We start from the raw sequence: 15,133 nt of genomic DNA on the forward strand, positions 1-15,133 counted from the left end.
GTGAGATGACGCAGACGCACACCGAACACTACGAGCGCGAAGATGGCCGCGCGATCGAGCTGACCTATGCCGAACCCGAGAACGTCGTGCGAGGCGGTCTCGTCGTGCTTCACGAAGCCGAGGGCATCACGGACGGTGTGCGCCTGCTCGTCGCGAGTCTCGCCACCGAGGGCTGGCTCGCGGTGGCGCCGCATCTGAAGGGCGATCCGGCGCGCGAGGACGTGCTGGCGGCGACGGACCTCACCCTGGCCTGGCTGGTCGAGCACGGGGTCGAGGCGGATCTGCTCGGCGTCGTCGGCTTCGACCTCGGCGGCACGGCGGCGCTCGTCGTCGCTTCGAACCGCAAGCTCGGCGCCGCGGTCAGCGTCGGCGGGCAGAACGGCGGCGAACTGCCCGCACTGCTGGAGATCGCGGGCAAGCTGACCAGCCCGTGGCTCGGCATCTACGGCGACGCGGGTGACGAACTGGGCGCGTCGGAGGTCGAGCAGCTGCGGGAAGCGGCGGCGGCCTCGGGCTCGGTCAGCAACGTGGTCCGCTACCCGGGCGCGAACCATCGCTTCGACGCGGATCCGCAGGCCGCGGTGGAAGCCTGGCAGCGCACCTTGAGCTGGTTCGACGCGCACCTGCGCTGACCGTAAAGTCAGCTCGTGACCAACGGTGCTGACATCCCCGAAGTCCTCTGGCGGCCGTCTCCGGAACAGGTCGCCGGGAGCAGGATCCAAGCGTTCCGGGAGTGGTTGCGCGAGCGAAGCGGCGTGCGCCTCGACGGCTACGACGAGCTGTGGCGGTACTCGGTCACCGATCTCGCCGGATTCTGGGGCGGGCTGGCCGAGTTTCTCGGCGTGCGGTGGCATGAGCAACCGGGGGCGGTGCTCACCGACGAGAGAATGCCGGGTGCCGAGTGGTTCCCGGGCAGCACGCTGAACTACGCCGAGCACGCGCTGTCGCCCGGCGTCGCGGGAGCGTCGAAAGCGGACGCCGAGCTGGCGGTGATCTTCCGCCGTGAGGACGGCGTCGAGGCTTCGCTGACGTACGGCGAGCTGCGGAGCCAGGTCGGCGCCGCGCGCGCCGCGCTCGTCGAACTCGGTGTGGGCAAAGGGGATCGCGTCGTCGCGCTCGCGCCGAACTGCCCGCAGACGCTCGTCGCGTTCCTCGCCACGGCGAGCCTCGGGGCGGTCTGGTCCTCGTGTTCGCCGGATTTCGGGGTCCGCGCGGTGGCCGACCGGTTCGCCCAGATCGAGCCGAAAGTGCTCATCGCCGTCAACGGGTACGTCTACAATGGACGGTCGTTCGACGTGCGGCCGACGGTGAACCAGTTGCGCGACGGGATCCCGTCTGTGGCCGCGACCGTGCTGGTCGGCTACGCCGGCGGCGGGACGCTGGACGGCACGTTCGACTGGGACGCGCTGCTGGCGAAACACGCCGGCGCCGCGCCCGCGTTCGAGCCGGTGCCGTTTGACCATCCGCTGTGGGTGCTCTACTCGTCGGGCACCACTGGCCTGCCGAAGGGCATCGTCCACGGGCACGGCGGCATCGTCCTCGAGCATCTGAAAGCGCTTGCGATGCAGGCGGACCTCGGCCAGGGCGACCGGTTCTTCTGGTTCACCACGACCGGCTGGATGATGTGGAACTTCCTGATCGCCGGCCTGCTGGTGGGCACGACGATCGTGCTGTTCGACGGCAGTCCCGGGCATCCGGACCTCGGCACGCTGTGGCGGCTGGCCGATGAGGTCAAGATCACGTACTTCGGCACGTCCGCGCCGTTCATCCAGGGCTGCCTCAAGGCGCGCCTGGAGCCCGCCGCCTCGTATGACCTGTCTTCGCTGCGCGCGATCGGGTCCACGGGTGCGCCGCTGAGTGTCGAAGGGTTCCGGTGGATCGCCGGCAAGATCGGCAAGGACGTGCAGATCTGCTCGGTCTCCGGGGGCACCGACCTGTGCGCCGCGTTCGTCGGCGCCGCCCCGGACGTGCCGGTCTGGCTCGGGGAACTCTCGTGCCGGGCGCTCGGCGCGGCGGTCGCGTCGTTCGACGACGACGGGCACGAGGTCGTCGAGGAGGTCGGTGAGCTCGTCGTCACCCGGCCGATGCCGTCGATGCCGGTGTTCTTCTGGAGCGACCCGGACGGCACGCGCCTGCGGGAGGCGTACTTCGACTACTACCCGGGTATCTGGCGGCACGGCGACTGGATCCGGATCACCGAGCGCGGCTCCGCGGTGATCTACGGGCGCAGCGACTCGACGCTCAACCGGGGCGGCGTCCGGATGGGCACGGCCGAGTTCTACCGGGTCGTCGAAGGGTTCGACGAGATTTCCGACTCGTTGGTGATCGATACGACGAGTGCGGGGAATACCGATGGTGAGCTGCTGTGTTTCGTGGTGATGGCGCCCGGGTCGAGCCTGGCCGGTGTCGAGCCGGAGTTGCGCAAGGCGCTGCGGGCGGAGCTGTCGCCGCGCCACGTGCCTGATCGGTTCGTCGAGGTGGCTGCGGTACCGAGGACGCTCAACGGTAAGAAGTGTGAGGTCCCGGTCAAGAAGATCCTGGCCGGGATGGCGCTGGACCGGGCGGTGAGCCGGGACGCGCTGGCCAACCCGGAGGCGTTGCAGCCGTTCATCGAGCTGGCCGGGGGGAGATAAGCAGAAGGAGCGGGCTTGGTGGGGAGGTCGTTGACCGGGGAAGCGCATCCCGCGCTGTGGCGCCTTACGGGGGCGGCGTCGGTGGCGGCGATCACCTGGACCACGAGGGTGGTCGGGTTCGTCGCGGTGCTGGCGGTGGTGTTGCCGGCCGGGCGGCGGGGGATGCGCGGGCGGATCGTGGAGTGGCTCGAACTGCCGCAGGAGGCGACCACAGCCGCCGCGGCCGTCGTGCTGGTGACGGGGGTGCTGCTGATCCTGCTCGCCTCGGGGTTGCGGCGGCGCAAGCGGCGGGCCTGGCAGCTGGCGCTCGCGGCGAGCGTGCTGCTGGCGTGCGCGCACCTGGGGCTCAATCACGTCTTCGGGGCTGGGCTGGTGTCGGTCGCGCTGGCGGTGGTGTTGTTGTTGAACCGGCGGTACTTCATCGCGCTGCCGGATCCGGTGACCGGCCGGTGGCGCGCCGCGCGGGTGTTCCTGCAGCTCGTGCTGGCCGGCCTGGTGATCAACTTCGCACTGCTGTCGTTCGCGCCGCGCAGCTTCCTCGAGCCGCTGGACTGGCGGAGCCGGCTCGCGGACGCGGCGCTGTCGCTGATCGGGATCAGCGGTCCGGCGGTGTTCCACGTCCTGTGGCTGGACGATCTGACCACGGCGGTCGGTCTGCTGTTCGGGCTCGGTGCGGTGCTGGTCGCGGCGTACTTCCTGCTGCGATCGGCCGAGCCGGCGCCGCACCTGTCGGACGAGGAGCGGGCGCACCTGCGCGAGCTGCTGGATCAGCATGGCCAGCGGGACTCCTTGGGCTACTTCGCGTTGCGCGACGACAAGTTCGTGGTGTTCTCGAAGACCGGCAAGGCGGCGGTGACCTACCGGGTGATCGTCGGCGCCGCAGTCGCTTCGGCCGACCCGCTGGGCGACAGCGAAGCCTGGCCGGGCGCGATCGAGGAGTTCCTCGAGGTGTGCCGGCGGCACGGCTGGGTCCCGGCGGCGATGGGCTGCTCGGAGCTGGGGGCGACGGTGTGGGCGCGGTACGACCTGGACGTCCTGGAAATCGGCGACGAGGCGGTCGTGGACACGTCCACGTTCACCCTCGACGGCCGGGCCATGCGCGGGGTGCGGCAGGCGGTGTCGCGGACCAAGCGGGCCGGGTACGAGGTGCGCGTGCGGCGGGCGGAGGAGTTGCGTGCGGGCGAGCTGGCCGAACTGGAGGCGCTCGCGGCGAACTGGCGCGGCAGCGCGACCGAGCGGGGCTTCTCGATGGCGCTGGGACGGATGGGGGGCCCGGGCTCGGTGCTGGTGACGGCCGAGCAGGACGGGCGGACGAGGGGCTTGCTGCAGTTCGTGCCGTGGGGGGTGGACGGGCTGTCGCTGGACGTGATGAGGCGGGACCGGGCCGCGGACAACGGGGTCAACGAGCTGATGATCTCGGAGCTGCTGGTGCGGGCCCGGGAGCACGAGGTCAGATACGTCTCGCTGAACTTCGCCGCGTTCCGGAAGCTGCTGGAAGAGGGCCGGCGCATCGGGGCAGGCCCGGTCGCGCGCGTGTCCGCGAAGGTGCTGAGCCTGGCGTCGCACTGGATCCAGATCGAGACGCTGTACCGGTTCAACGCCAAGTTCCAGCCGAACTGGGTGCCGAGGTTCCTGGTGTATCCCGGGGTGCGGGAGCTGCCGCGGGTCGGGGTGGCGGTCTTCGAGGCAGAGGGCCTCGGCGGGCGTTCGCGCTGGCTGATGCGGATGCTGCAGCGGTGAGGGGCCCCGTTGCCGGGGGATTTCGGGGCTGTGTACGCTTGCTGGGCAGTGGTCGTTGATCCGGGAGGCTTCGCCTAGTCTGGTCTATGGCGCCGCACTGCTAATGCGGTTGGGGGTAACCCCCCCTCCCGGGTTCAAATCCCGGAGCCTCCGCTCAGCGCCGGTACGCCGGATGCTAAGTTGATAACTGAACAAGCGCCCGTAGCTCAACGGATAGAGCATCTGACTACGGATCAGAAGGTTGGGGGTTCGAATCCCTTCGGGCGCACGTCTGGTTGAGACGCAAGAAACCCCCTTCACCTGGGGTTTCTTCATTTCCACGGACCTTGCGTTGACCTTCGTCGGTGTCCGGAGTTGATCTTTATCCACAGCCCCATCCACAGCTGTTGCTAACGTGCTGCTCATGGGGAGTCCGAACAGCACCTCGGGAGGCCGCAAGCGCGGCAGTATCCGGCGTCTCGGCGGCGCCCTCCAGATTCGTGTGTCGGCCGGCAAAGACCCGGCGACGGGCGAGCGCCTGGTGCTCGTCGAGTCAGTGCGGATCGAGAAGCCGGGCAACGAGCGGTCGGAGCGAGCGGCCCAGAAGGAAGCCGAGAAGATCCTGACGCGGCTGCAGGGCGAAGCCGACTCGCTGAAGGTCGCGCGGACGAAGTCGACGTTCGGCGCGTTGCTGGACCGGTGGCTCGGCCAGCACGAGCTGGACGTCACGACGCGGATGAACTACGAGTGGATCATCCGGGACCACATCCGCCCCGTCCTGGGTGATGTCCCCCTGCTGTTGCTCACGCGGGATGCGTCCGAACGCCTGGAGCGCTTCTACGCCGATCTCCGACGGTGCCGACTGCGCTGCAACGGCAAGCCGTTTATCGAGCACCGCGTCGATGGCCCGCACGAGTGTCGGGTGGTGAAGCACCGCTACCCGCCGGGGCGGCCGCCCGCAGGTGGTTACCGCGACCACGACTGCACGACCGCGGGGTGCACGGTGATCGAGTGCGGACGGCACCAGTGTCAGCCCTACTCGGCTTCTACCGTCCGCCAGGTGCACGCGATCATCAGCGGCGCGCTCAGTGCCGCCGTCCGCTGGGGCTGGATCGCCTACAACCCCGCGCCGGCGGTGCGCCTCCCAGCGAAGCGCCGACCACAGCCGAAGCCTCCGACGGCGGAGGAGATGGCGCGCATAGTCGAGGCCGCCAACGAGGCAAGCAGCGAGTGGGGAACGTACGTCTGGCTGTCCGCCGTCACCGGCGCCCGCCGCGGCGAGGTCGTCGCATTGCAGTGGGAGGACGTCGACCTCGACGCCGACGTGCTGGTGCTCGACGAGAACTACGTACGCGGCCCGGACGGCATGATTCTCAAGGACACCAAGACACATCAAGGTCGCCGAGTCTCCCTCGACCCCGAAACGGTGACGCTCTTGCGGCAACACAAGGAGACGGCCGCCAGGCGCCTACAGCTGCTCGGTCTTGAACTGACCGGCAAGACCTGGCTTTTCTCAGCGCAACCAGATCTCAGCAAGCCGCGCGACCCAAGTTCGCTGACGAGGCGATACGGCCGCCTTGTGACCAAACTGGGTATTCAGACACAGCTCAAGGAGCTTCGCCACTACTCGGCGACGGAGCTGCTCACCGCTGGGGTGGACCTGCGAACCGTGGCCGGTCGCCTCGGTCACGGTGACGGCACAACGACCCTCAGGCATTACGCCGCCTGGGTCGGCGCGGCGGACAAGGCTGCAGCAGCAACGATCGCCAGCCGGATGCCCAAGCTGGGAACCGGCAATTAGCTTCGCCGTTGCGGAGGCCCACGAGCCCCAGCGCGGTCGGTACGCTCGGGCTCATGACTCAGGTGTGGCAGGTACAGGTAGCGGCGGCCACGAAGGAATTCGCGACCGAGCTCGCCAAGGTCGCCGTCGAGGCTCGGCTCGCGGCAGGCGCGCAGGTAGTCGGCCCGGTCACCAGCGTCTTTTGGCATTTGGGCGAGTTCGGCACCGGCGAAGAGTGGCAGGTCCTCCTCAAGACCACCGATGACCACTACAAGGAGCTTGAAAAGCTTCTGGTCGACCGTCACGAGTGGACGAACCCGGAGATCACGGCCGTGCCGTTCGCTGCCGGTCTAGCTCCGTATTTCGACTGGGTTGAGCGGACGACGCGCGAGTAGGTCAGCGACGCCGGACGCGGCCTTGTGTTCCTCGAACCTGTCGAGGACTGTTGTGAGGCGCCCTTGCGGCCGGCTCGAAGCCACGTTCGCCGACAGGTCGAAGGCGCGGCCCAGCGCTGTCGCTGCTGGCTCGATTTCCCCGGCGTCGAGGTAGGCGTCCGCCAGCCACGAGAGGTAAAGCGCCTTGTCCCGCGCATGGCTGTCGTCGTACTGGGCCATAGCGCTTTCAAGAGCTGGAACCGCGCGGAGCGGTCGCCGAAGTTCGGTCCAGCAGCGGCCCACCATGATTTGCCACTCGGTCCAATTGTGAGCCCACGCTGCCCAGTCGGGTGCAGTTCCGGCAGGGCTTTGTAACGCTTCTTCGGCTTTGCCGAGCGCTTGCGCGGCACGCTCGGCTTGCCCAGCAATGGCGTACGTCCACGCGCCCCGCTGGAATAGGAGCGATTTCACAGCGGGCTCGATACTCTTTTCTGCGATGGCACACGACTTGTCGGTCAAATCGGTTGCGACGGTGCCGGCGGAGAGAAGCTGGTACGAGCGGAGCGCGAGCGCGTTCCCTGCCAGCTCCGGGTTACTGGCCTCCTTGGCTGCGCCGAAGCTGCGCTCGTACAGTTCCTTGGCCTTGTCTTGCCAACCGGCATCGAAAGCGGCCCAGCCAGCTTGTTGCGCCTGCTCGGCGAAAAGGTTCAGCAGGTCACGTCGTGTTGCTCCCGAATAGCTGCCCTCGCGGATCAGCGCGGCCGTCTTCTCCACTTCTACTTCGTAGTACTTGAACGTATCGGCGCCGCCGAGATGGTCGTCGAGCCGACGAAGGCGGACGATGTCGTCCTTCAATTCGGCGACGGTGCTCGCGCCGATTCGGTTTCCCGCGGTACGTGACGGCATCCCTGGCATTCGTGCGGCGGCCAGTGTGGTGGCCGCCATTCCGGCGCCAAGCTTCATGAAATCGCGTCGCAACACCGAAGGATCTCCGTTTCCGGTCGCTGGTTCCGTGTCGGCAGCGCCAGCAGCTTCCGCGACGGTGGCCAGCCGTCGTTCCCATGCCCGCGGCGCGAGATCGAACATCGATCCGGGGATGTGCAGGCCATCGGCGACGCGTTCGAAGATTTCGACGCGTTGTGCCTGCACTCGCCCGTGGATGTAGTCCTGTACTCGCGACACGGTGAGTCCGCACCGGCGTGCCAGATGCGACGCCGTGAAGCCCACGCCGCCCCAGCGTTTCGCGAGACGGAGTACGTCGCCGAGGTTCCGTTGTGCACACGCATGCCTGAACTCGGGACGGGCCAAGACGTCCGGTGTCAAGTGGTCTGCTGGTCGTTGCCTTGTCACTGCAATCGTCCCCCTCCGGCTGCGACGAGCGCACTTGTTACTCAGCAGTTTACTCAGCGTGGGTACTCGCCACGACCTTATTGCACCCCTGCCACCAGCGGTTTTCTTGAGTCATGAGCAACGCCAGTGAGATCAGTCAGCAAGGGAGCATTGATGGCCAGGCAGACAATTCCGAAGGTTCAGCCGGGTGGCGGGATGCTGCGGAAGCTCGTTGGGACAGTGATGGCAGCCGTGGTGTTGGTGATGGTTGTGAAGCACCCTGCGGACGCGGCGATGTGGGTGAAGTCGGTGATCAACTGGATCGACGGCTTGACGAGTTTCGTGCAGCAACTCGGCCACTAGGGCGCCTCACTTCCGAGCTGCTGCTCGATGGCTTCGACCCGCGACGCCAGCGATTCCACGGTGCGCCGAAGTTGGTCAAGGTCGGCGTCCGGTGTGTTGCCTCGCGGGCCGCTAGGACGGGCGTCCTTACCGCCGGCTTCCGCCGGCTTCCGCCGGACGTACGCACCGCGCCCTTGCCACGAGGTCACGAGCCCCTCATCGCGGAGAGCGCCCAGCGCGCGTTGCACGGTGCCGCCGGACACGCCGTACTCCACAGCGAGCGCGCGGACGGACTTGAGCTGCTGACCGGGCTGCAACTCGCCCGTATCTATGGCAGCCCGAAGCTTCGCCGCGATCTGTTCAAACGGCCGCTGGGGGTCGTCGAGGTCCAGGCGCTCGGAAGACATGACCTCAGCGTATCCGTGCTGGTTCACCAGATACAGCAGCTTCAATCGTCGATACAATTGACACAGCAGATACAGCAGGTACAGTTAGCTAGGTACGGCGAGTACAGCAGTTACAGCAAAGCCCCGACCGGTGCTGCAACACCAGCCGGGGCGGACATCGAAACTTTGGGAGCATCGATGCAGGTTGAGCGTACCCGGCTGTACCGGGTTCGAACCGTGGCAGAGGCGTTCGACGTCTCGGTGGCGACGATCTATCGCGCGGTGGAGTCCGGCTCGCTTCGTGCCATCCGACTCGGGACGGGGAAGGGTGCCGTTCGGATTCCGGGTGACGCGATCGAGGAATACCTCGCGTCGTGTGAGGCGGCCGCCGCGACGCGTGCGGGTCAGCCCGACGAGACCCCCGGTGAGGTCCACATGGCTGGGGGTGCCGCGTGAACACCGTCAGCAATTTCTCTCCCAGCCAGCCCTCGGCACCGACGTTCTACAACGTCGCTGAGACTGCCGAGCTGCTGAGGCTGGACCAGTCGACCATGTATCGGCACCTGCGCAGTGGCAAGTTTCCCGCTGTCAAGATCGGTGGGCGCTATGTCGTCCCGCGCGTCGTCGTCGAGCGGCTTATTGCCGAAGTCCTGGCAGCTGGCCGGTGCGTTGACGTCGCGGACTGGTCCGACGCCTGGCGGTCGGGTGCGGTTGGGGGCGCGGCATGAGCGCCAAGCGGATGCCTGCCGCCGAGCTGCGTAGCGCGCTCGAGCGTGCCGTCGAAATGCTGGAGCACTCCCGCAACCACTGCCACGCCAAGGCCGCCGCAGCCGACGACTACGACCCGAGCCGCATGCACTTGCTCGGCATGCAGGACGGCGTCGAGATCGCGCTCAACGCCCTTCACGTCGTGACCAGGGGCGAGTTCGGGCGTGACCTCGACTCGTGGGGTGAGCCCGATCCAATGAGGCAGCTCGGCGAGTCGGCCGGGGCCGGTACGGCTGGGGGTGCGGTCTGATGAGGACATTCGGTGCCACGTTGGTGGCGACGGTATTGATCTTCCTTGGTTCGGCTTTGTCGGGCTGGCACGTGAAGGCGGCCGTGATCTGGCCGTGGTTCGTGGTCGCGGGTGTCGCGGCGGCGGTGTTCGGCCTTGCGGAGCTGGTGAAGGGCAACGTGGCCCGGTTCGGCACGGTCTCGGCCGGGGTGGTGGGCCTGTCGATCTGGTTCGCGGGCTGGGTACCGGTGGAGACCCCGGGCTACGGGGTGTGGTTGTGGGGCCTGGTCTTCGGTGGTCCGGTGCTGCTGTTCGCGGTCGCCCTGGGTCTGCGCGGTCGGGGTGGTTCGCGGGGCCTGATCGGTCGATGGTCGCGGCGCGCCCGTCGCAATGACGGGGTGGCCTCGCGGTGGCAGATCTTCCGGGTGGCGTCGAAGTCGGCGATGCGCCGCAAGGCCAAGACCGTGAAGCCGAGCCTGCGGAATGTGTCCTGGTGGCAGCGTCGCCGGACACCGGTGACGGAGTACGCGACCCGGTTGGCCCTCGTTGGTGGGCAGGGGATCTGGTCACCGGTAGAAGACGTCACCTTGCGGGTGGGTGGCCCCCGTACCGGGAAGACGGGCGAGCTGGCCGGCCGGATCTTGGACGCGCCGGGCGCGGTCATCGCCACCTCCACCCGCACGGACCTGATCGACCTCACGGCGGGGGTACGGCGTGGGCGCGGCCCGTTGTATGTGTTCAACCCCTCCGGGCTGGGCGGGCTGGAATCGACGATCAGCTTCGACCCGTTGACCGGCTGCAGTTCGCCGGTGAGGGCGACCTACCGCGCCGGTGACCTGTTGCCGACCGGGGGTGGCGACGCGGAGCGCGATCACTGGGTGAGCCTGGCTCGTCAGGCGCTGGCGGCGCTGATGCACGCCGCGGCGTTGGGGGAGTTGTCGATGCGGGACGTGCAGTCCTGGGTCGCCGACCCCGAGGCCGCGACCGATGAGGTGCTACGCCTGTTGCGGCGGTCGAGCGAACCGGCGTTTGTTCAGGCGGCGCAGCAGTTTTTGACGACGAACGAGCGGACCCGCTCCTCGATCACGACGACGATCATGCCCGCTCTGGGGTGGTTGACGGACCCGGCGGCCACGGCGGCGGCGACCGGTGGGTCTTTCGATGTTGCCGAGTTGCTCGGCTCGCACGCGACGGTCTACATGCTGGGTGCGGAGGAGGGGCACACGGCGCCGTTGGTGGCGGCGTTGACCGCGCACATTGCGCGGGAGGCGCGGCGGATGGCCGCGGAGTGCCCGGGGGGCCGGTTGGACCCGGCGTTGACGCTGGTCCTTGACGAGGCCGCGTTGATTTGTCCGATTCCGTTGCACAACTGGACCGCGGACATGGGTGGCCGCAACGTCACGATCCATATCGGTGCGCAGTCGCGGGCGCAGCTGCGGCAGCGGTGGGGCGACACCGGCGCGGCGGCGATCATGACGAACTCGGCGACGGTGATGATCCTGGGCGGTTCGCGGGACCCGGACGACCTCAACGCGTATTCGATGCTCACGGCTGATCGTGACGAGCTGGTCGATACCGAGGACGCGGACGGCAACGTGACGGGCCGGTCGTTGCGGAAGGTGCCGGTGCTCTCGCCGGGGCAGATCTCGCAGTTGCCCGCGATGCACGCGGTGATCGTCCGCCGGGGGATGCCCGCGTCGGTGGGGCGGTTGCAGATGGCGTGGAAACGGCGCGACGTCAAGGCCGCCGCCCGTGCCGAACGCCGTGCGGTGTTGGCCGAGCGGTGGATCGCACGGTGGGGCGAGTGGGCGGTGCGTGCGGACGCGGTGGCCGAGCGGATTGAGGCGTGGTTCGCCGCCCGGGCTGCTGACCGCAGGGACAAGCGCCGCGCCGCCGGTGTCGCGGTGCCGACGCAGGACCGTACCGAGCAGGTTGTGCCCGCTCAGGTGATTCGGCTGGACACCATCCGCGAGGCCGAGCGTGGCGAGGGGGAGCGGTGATGAACGCGATGACGATGAAGCTGTCCGCGCTGCTGGAGTCCGGCCACGGGACGGTGTTCGCGAGGTACCGGCGTAAGGACCCGTACGCGATCGTGCTCGGTTTCGACGCGGTACAGCCCGGTCTGGAATGGACAGTCTCGCGGGAACTGCTGTCCAGCGCCCTGGTCTACGGCCACGCCGGGGTCGGCGACCTCCGGGTCTCGGTCCGCGGGGACCTGGTCGTGCTCGGACTGTCCACACCGGACGGGACGGGGACGGTGGTGTTCCGCCGCGACGACATCGACACGCTGATCGCCGCGACGCACCGGGTGGTGCGGCCGGGCCAGGAGTCGGCCGAGCTGGACTGGTCCGACACCGCCGATTTCCCGGGGGTGGCGCTGTGAACACCGCAGCGCCGCGGGTGTGGCTGGCCGCGACCCCTGCCCGGTTCCGGTGGACCGGCCGCTGGTGCGCGATCACTTGGGCCGCTGCTGGCGGCCCGAGCACGAAACCGACTGCTACTGCACCGCCGATGGTCGGCACCACGTCGCCTGGCGCGAGTTGCACACCCTGTTCGACCTGGTGGAGGTGGCCTGATGGGCGTCAACGATGAGAACAATCCCGCCAACGGCACCGGCCTGGAGGAGACGATGCGGGCCGTGGCGGGCCTGGCCCGCGAGGTCGAGGCGCTGCGGATGGCGATGGAGGCGGTGTCCCCGTTGCCGGAGCAGGTGCGGGCGCTGCACGAGCAGGTCGCGCCTCTGCCCGCGCAGGTGACCAAGCTCGCGAAGGTCGTGAAGACCCTCGTTGACCAGGCCGGCCCGCAGGAACAGGGCAGCAAGACCCGGCCGTTGTCCTGGCTGGATCTCGACGACGGTCCCGAGGATGACGCCGTTGCCGCCGCGCAGGAGGTGTTGACGGAGCTGTCGGTGTGGCTGATTCGGGTGTTCCTGCGCTACCCCGACGGTGCCACGGCCGTGCCGGAGTGCTGGTGGTGGCACCCGGACGTGGTCGAGGAACTGGTGTGCCTGATGCGGGCGTGGGTTGCGGCCTACGTCGACAAGGACGCCACCGTCGGCCGTGCCGCGGACTGGCACGACCGCTACCGGCCCGGCGTGGTGAAGCGGATCAAGGCGGCGACGGGGAACTGCTCGCTGGAGGCACACCAGGCCGATGGGGAGCGGTACCTGCCGGGGCCGGTGATCCCGTCCGGGCTGGCGTTGGCGCCGATCGCCGCCTGGTGGGGCACCGCCCGCACCGACATCGCACCCGAACCGGATGCGGAGCTGGTCGCCGAGGCCCGCGCTGCCGAGACCGCCCGCCGTCGTAACGGGGGTGGCCGGCGATGAGCAACGACGAGCGCAATGTCGACGAGGTGCGCGAGGCCCTCGACGGGGTCGAGGTGGTGACGATCGATCCGGCCGAGCTGATGCCCGCCGAGGAGGCGTTGCGGAACTACGACACGGCCGACGACGCGGTCGCGAGGTTCCGTAGTCAGGTTGCGGGTGGCGTCAGCGAGGACGCCGCGATGCTCGCCGTCGTCGAGGCGCACGACCCGGGTGCTTGGGTTCTGGCTGAACACGCGGTCCACCTGTACCGCGAAGCCATTCGCGCCGGGATGGAGCCGGACGAAGCCCGCCACGCCGCCGTCGTGCAAGCGGCTGACGAGGCGACCCCGCGGATCACCGCCGAACAGGCCGAGCAGGTGCGCACCGCGTTCGCCGCCGATGTCGTCAGCGAGCCGGACATCAACAACGCGGACCGGCGACGGAACCACTCCGAAGACGAGCGTGCTGCGGACGACGATGCCGGCCACCGTGCACAAGCGGAGACAGTCGACTGTTCGCCCGCAGTGGTGACCGAGTCGGCTGGGCAGGAAGCCCTTTACGTCGGTCCGACCCGCGGCGACCGCACCATCGACACCGCGCCCCGCGGACCGAGCGGCTTCGACCTGGGCGACGTGGTCCGCAACCGCCGCACCGGCGCGGTGTTCACCGTCGCCGGGGACGTGTCGGACTGGGAGCTGTACTACTACGAACCCACCGGCACCGCGGCCCCACCGGGCGTGCCCGAGCGGGAGCCGGAGCCGGGCAGCTGGATCGCCCGCAACCTCCCCGACCGCCGGGAGTACGCGGTGCCCGAGGACTACGAGCCCGACGTGCTCACCGCCGAGGACGACCAGGCCGAGCAGCTGGCCTACGACCGCGCCGAGGACGGGACCGAGCCGTACGTCGGCACGGCCGACGCAGCCGGCCCCGGTTCGCGCTCCACATCGCACGACCAGGCGCCCAGTGCCGAAGACACGGACGCGGTGCTGGACCGGATCGACGAGGTGCTCGCGGAGCCGGATGAGGCGCCACTGGCGCGGGCGGTGGCCGAGGCTGACCAGGCGCTGCACCAGGCCGCCATTACACGTGAGGACCAGGACCGGGCCGAGCGGTGCGCCCGCTGGGCCGGCAACGACGCCGTGCACACCGCGGTGTCGGACACGAGCGAGGGGAGGGGTTGGGCATGAGCAGGCACGGAAAGTCGTCGGCCGTGCTGCTGGCGGCCGGTGTGCTGGTCGCGCTTGGGGCCGCGGCGGCGACGGCGCACGGCCTGTTCGAGGTGGCCGCCGCCTCCGGCGTGCCGGCTGGAATCGCGTGGATTTACCCGCTGATCACTGACGGTCTCGCAATCGTGGCCTATGCGGCGACCTCACGCCTCGACGACGCCGGGCGCCGCTACGCGTGGTCGGTGGTGATCCTGGCCGCCGGCCTGTCCGGCGTGGCGCAGGCGGTGTTCCTCGCCGGAGGCATCGGCGCCGCCGGTGGTGCGGCGCAGTCGGTGCCGCAGGTATTGCGTTTCGGTGTGGGCGCCTGGCCCGCGATCGCGGCGGCGATCGTGGCGCACCTGTTGTTCATGCTCGCCACCGACCACCGGCCGAACCAGACCGGACACGGCGCAGTGGACGGCGCCGTGACGGCGGTCGAGCCCGTGGCGCCGTCCACTCGGCCCGTCGCGCCGGAGCGTGTTCAGCGTCCAGCCGTTCAGCCGTCGCCCGTTCAGTCGCGCCCCGTTCAGTCGGGAGCGTTGAATGCGTCGGCCCCGTCGGAGGCGGCTGAACGTACAGCCGAGCTACCTGCGCTCGTCCAGTCGAACGCTCCGACAGACAGCGCCGCGCCCGCGGACGGTCCGCGGCGTCCAGGCACCTCCCCGGCGTCGCCGAAGCGTGACCGGGCGCTGCGTGAGGCCCGCAAACATGCGGCGCGCTCCGGCAGCTTGCCGACCGTGGATCAGCTGATGCAGCTCGCCGAGGTCTCGCGTGGAACCGCCGGAACCGCCCTGCAGGAACTCCGCGAACAGCCAGCAGCACTGCACCTCATCACCGAAGCCAGCACCACGAAGGCCAACTCATGACCACCGACAAGATCACCACGACACCACCACTCAGCAAGCCAACTCAGAAGTCCCAGACCATCAACAGCACCTCACCCAGCAACGACTCACCAAGCCAAAGAGAACAAGCACACCTAGGCATCACGATCCGATGGGCCGGTGCGCCCTGGCGGGCGCCCGGGAACGGCGCTGCCGTTGTTGATCTTCAAATCCTGG

Annotated in this window: 17 protein-coding genes and 2 tRNA genes; 17 read left to right on the forward strand and 2 right to left on the reverse strand. The window is 68.9% G+C overall.

Annotated elements, in window-relative coordinates; genetic code table 11:
• Positions 1-5: 5 nt before the first annotated feature.
• The 7 genes from FG385_RS29790 to cutA all read left to right on the forward strand — a co-directional run bounded on the left by FG385_RS29790 (position 6) and on the right by cutA (position 6,527).
• On the forward strand, positions 6-632 hold the full coding sequence (locus FG385_RS29790) for a dienelactone hydrolase family protein (protein WP_139100134.1): 627 nt from the start codon (positions 6-8) through the stop codon (positions 630-632).
• A gap of 15 nt (positions 633-647) precedes the next feature.
• On the forward strand, positions 648-2,633 hold the full coding sequence (locus tag FG385_RS29795; RefSeq protein ID WP_139100135.1) for an acetoacetate--CoA ligase: 1,986 nt from the start codon (positions 648-650) through the stop codon (positions 2,631-2,633).
• 30 nt (positions 2,634-2,663) lie between these two features.
• Positions 2,664-4,373, forward strand: a complete 1,710-nt coding sequence (locus tag FG385_RS29800) for a phosphatidylglycerol lysyltransferase domain-containing protein (protein WP_139100165.1) — start codon at positions 2,664-2,666, stop codon at positions 4,371-4,373.
• A 63-nt stretch (positions 4,374-4,436) separates the two neighbouring features.
• Positions 4,437-4,526: transfer RNA gene (locus FG385_RS29805), tRNA-Ser, on the forward strand.
• A 42-nt stretch (positions 4,527-4,568) separates the two neighbouring features.
• A tRNA-Arg gene (locus tag FG385_RS29810) sits at positions 4,569-4,641 on the forward strand.
• Positions 4,642-4,776: 135 nt separating this feature from the next.
• The gene (locus tag FG385_RS29815) at positions 4,777-6,153 is read left to right on the forward strand and encodes a site-specific integrase (protein ID WP_139100136.1); all 1,377 of its coding nucleotides are present in this window, start codon (positions 4,777-4,779) and stop codon (positions 6,151-6,153) included.
• 53 nt (positions 6,154-6,206) lie between these two features.
• A complete protein-coding gene (cutA, locus tag FG385_RS29820) occupies positions 6,207-6,527 on the forward strand; it encodes a divalent-cation tolerance protein CutA (RefSeq protein ID WP_139100137.1) in 321 nt (106 codons plus the stop codon).
• Here the strand turns inward: cutA and FG385_RS29825 are convergent.
• Entirely contained in the window at positions 6,483-7,733 is a 1,251-nt protein-coding gene (locus FG385_RS29825) for a tetratricopeptide repeat protein (protein WP_139100138.1), read from the reverse strand. The two genes, cutA and FG385_RS29825, sit on opposite strands and share 45 nt — an antisense overlap.
• A gap of 276 nt (positions 7,734-8,009) precedes the next feature.
• Here FG385_RS29825 and FG385_RS29830 point away from each other — a divergent pair, with 276 nt between their 5' ends.
• Positions 8,010-8,198 carry a hypothetical protein gene (locus FG385_RS29830; protein WP_139100139.1) on the forward strand — a complete coding sequence of 63 codons (189 nt, stop codon included), beginning with the start codon at positions 8,010-8,012 and terminating at the stop codon, positions 8,196-8,198.
• Here FG385_RS29830 and FG385_RS29835 read toward each other — a convergent pair.
• Positions 8,195-8,584 (reverse strand): GntR family transcriptional regulator, encoded by a 390-nt coding sequence (locus tag FG385_RS29835; protein ID WP_139100140.1) that lies wholly within the window; start codon positions 8,582-8,584, stop codon positions 8,195-8,197. The two genes, FG385_RS29830 and FG385_RS29835, sit on opposite strands and share 4 nt — an antisense overlap.
• Before the next feature lie 15 nt (positions 8,585-8,599).
• On the opposite strand from FG385_RS29835, the gene FG385_RS35125 reads away from it, so the two are divergent.
• The 9 genes from FG385_RS35125 (at position 8,600) to FG385_RS29880 (ending at position 14,938) form a co-directional block, all read left to right on the forward strand.
• Positions 8,600-9,019 carry a helix-turn-helix transcriptional regulator gene (locus tag FG385_RS35125; protein ID WP_235022873.1) on the forward strand — a complete coding sequence of 140 codons (420 nt, stop codon included), beginning with the start codon at positions 8,600-8,602 and terminating at the stop codon, positions 9,017-9,019.
• Entirely contained in the window at positions 9,016-9,291 is a 276-nt protein-coding gene (locus FG385_RS29845) for a helix-turn-helix domain-containing protein (protein ID WP_139100141.1), read from the forward strand. Before FG385_RS35125 ends, FG385_RS29845 begins: the two co-directional genes overlap by 4 nt.
• The gene (locus FG385_RS29850) at positions 9,288-9,581 is read left to right on the forward strand and encodes a hypothetical protein (RefSeq protein WP_139100142.1); all 294 of its coding nucleotides are present in this window, start codon (positions 9,288-9,290) and stop codon (positions 9,579-9,581) included. The genes FG385_RS29845 and FG385_RS29850 overlap by 4 nt, the downstream gene beginning before the upstream one ends.
• Complete coding sequence (locus FG385_RS29855) at positions 9,581-11,560, forward strand: type IV secretory system conjugative DNA transfer family protein (RefSeq protein WP_139100143.1); 1,980 nt, start codon at positions 9,581-9,583, stop codon at positions 11,558-11,560. The genes FG385_RS29850 and FG385_RS29855 overlap by 1 nt, the downstream gene beginning before the upstream one ends.
• Positions 11,560-11,943 carry an SsgA family sporulation/cell division regulator gene (locus FG385_RS29860; protein WP_139100144.1) on the forward strand — a complete coding sequence of 128 codons (384 nt, stop codon included), beginning with the start codon at positions 11,560-11,562 and terminating at the stop codon, positions 11,941-11,943. The genes FG385_RS29855 and FG385_RS29860 overlap by 1 nt, the downstream gene beginning before the upstream one ends.
• 64 nt (positions 11,944-12,007) lie before the next feature.
• The gene (locus FG385_RS35360) at positions 12,008-12,136 is read left to right on the forward strand and encodes a hypothetical protein (RefSeq protein ID WP_268815956.1); all 129 of its coding nucleotides are present in this window, start codon (positions 12,008-12,010) and stop codon (positions 12,134-12,136) included.
• Positions 12,136-12,888 (forward strand): hypothetical protein, encoded by a 753-nt coding sequence (locus tag FG385_RS29870; RefSeq protein ID WP_139100145.1) that lies wholly within the window; start codon positions 12,136-12,138, stop codon positions 12,886-12,888. Before FG385_RS35360 ends, FG385_RS29870 begins: the two co-directional genes overlap by 1 nt.
• Positions 12,885-14,054, forward strand: coding sequence for a prolipoprotein diacylglyceryl transferase (locus FG385_RS29875; protein ID WP_139100146.1), 1,170 nt, complete (start codon positions 12,885-12,887; stop codon positions 14,052-14,054). Before FG385_RS29870 ends, FG385_RS29875 begins: the two co-directional genes overlap by 4 nt.
• Complete coding sequence (locus tag FG385_RS29880) at positions 14,051-14,938, forward strand: hypothetical protein (protein ID WP_139100147.1); 888 nt, start codon at positions 14,051-14,053, stop codon at positions 14,936-14,938. The genes FG385_RS29875 and FG385_RS29880 overlap by 4 nt, the downstream gene beginning before the upstream one ends.
• The last annotated feature ends 195 nt before the right edge of the window (positions 14,939-15,133 follow it).

Source organism: Amycolatopsis alkalitolerans (assembly GCF_006152065.1).
Taxonomy (GTDB): Bacteria; Actinomycetota; Actinomycetes; order Mycobacteriales; family Pseudonocardiaceae; genus Amycolatopsis_E; species Amycolatopsis_E alkalitolerans.

What these genes read in the sequence shown, in the direction of transcription:
- FG385_RS29790 (WP_139100134.1), top strand. Translation starts at nt 6, where the DNA reads ATGACGCAGACGCACACCGAACACTACGAGCGCGAAGATGGCCGCGCG.
- FG385_RS29855 (WP_139100143.1), top strand. Translation starts at nt 9,581, where the DNA reads ATGAGGACATTCGGTGCCACGTTGGTGGCGACGGTATTGATCTTCCTT.
- cutA (WP_139100137.1), top strand. Translation starts at nt 6,207, where the DNA reads ATGACTCAGGTGTGGCAGGTACAGGTAGCGGCGGCCACGAAGGAATTC.
- FG385_RS29835 (WP_139100140.1), bottom strand. Translation starts at nt 8,584, where the DNA reads ATGTCTTCCGAGCGCCTGGACCTCGACGACCCCCAGCGGCCGTTTGAA.
- FG385_RS29850 (WP_139100142.1), top strand. Translation starts at nt 9,288, where the DNA reads ATGAGCGCCAAGCGGATGCCTGCCGCCGAGCTGCGTAGCGCGCTCGAG.
- FG385_RS29870 (WP_139100145.1), top strand. Translation starts at nt 12,136, where the DNA reads ATGGGCGTCAACGATGAGAACAATCCCGCCAACGGCACCGGCCTGGAG.
- FG385_RS29815 (WP_139100136.1), top strand. Translation starts at nt 4,777, where the DNA reads ATGGGGAGTCCGAACAGCACCTCGGGAGGCCGCAAGCGCGGCAGTATC.
- FG385_RS29860 (WP_139100144.1), top strand. Translation starts at nt 11,560, where the DNA reads ATGAACGCGATGACGATGAAGCTGTCCGCGCTGCTGGAGTCCGGCCAC.
- FG385_RS29830 (WP_139100139.1), top strand. Translation starts at nt 8,010, where the DNA reads ATGGCCAGGCAGACAATTCCGAAGGTTCAGCCGGGTGGCGGGATGCTG.
- FG385_RS29880 (WP_139100147.1), top strand. Translation starts at nt 14,051, where the DNA reads ATGAGCAGGCACGGAAAGTCGTCGGCCGTGCTGCTGGCGGCCGGTGTG.
- FG385_RS29875 (WP_139100146.1), top strand. Translation starts at nt 12,885, where the DNA reads ATGAGCAACGACGAGCGCAATGTCGACGAGGTGCGCGAGGCCCTCGAC.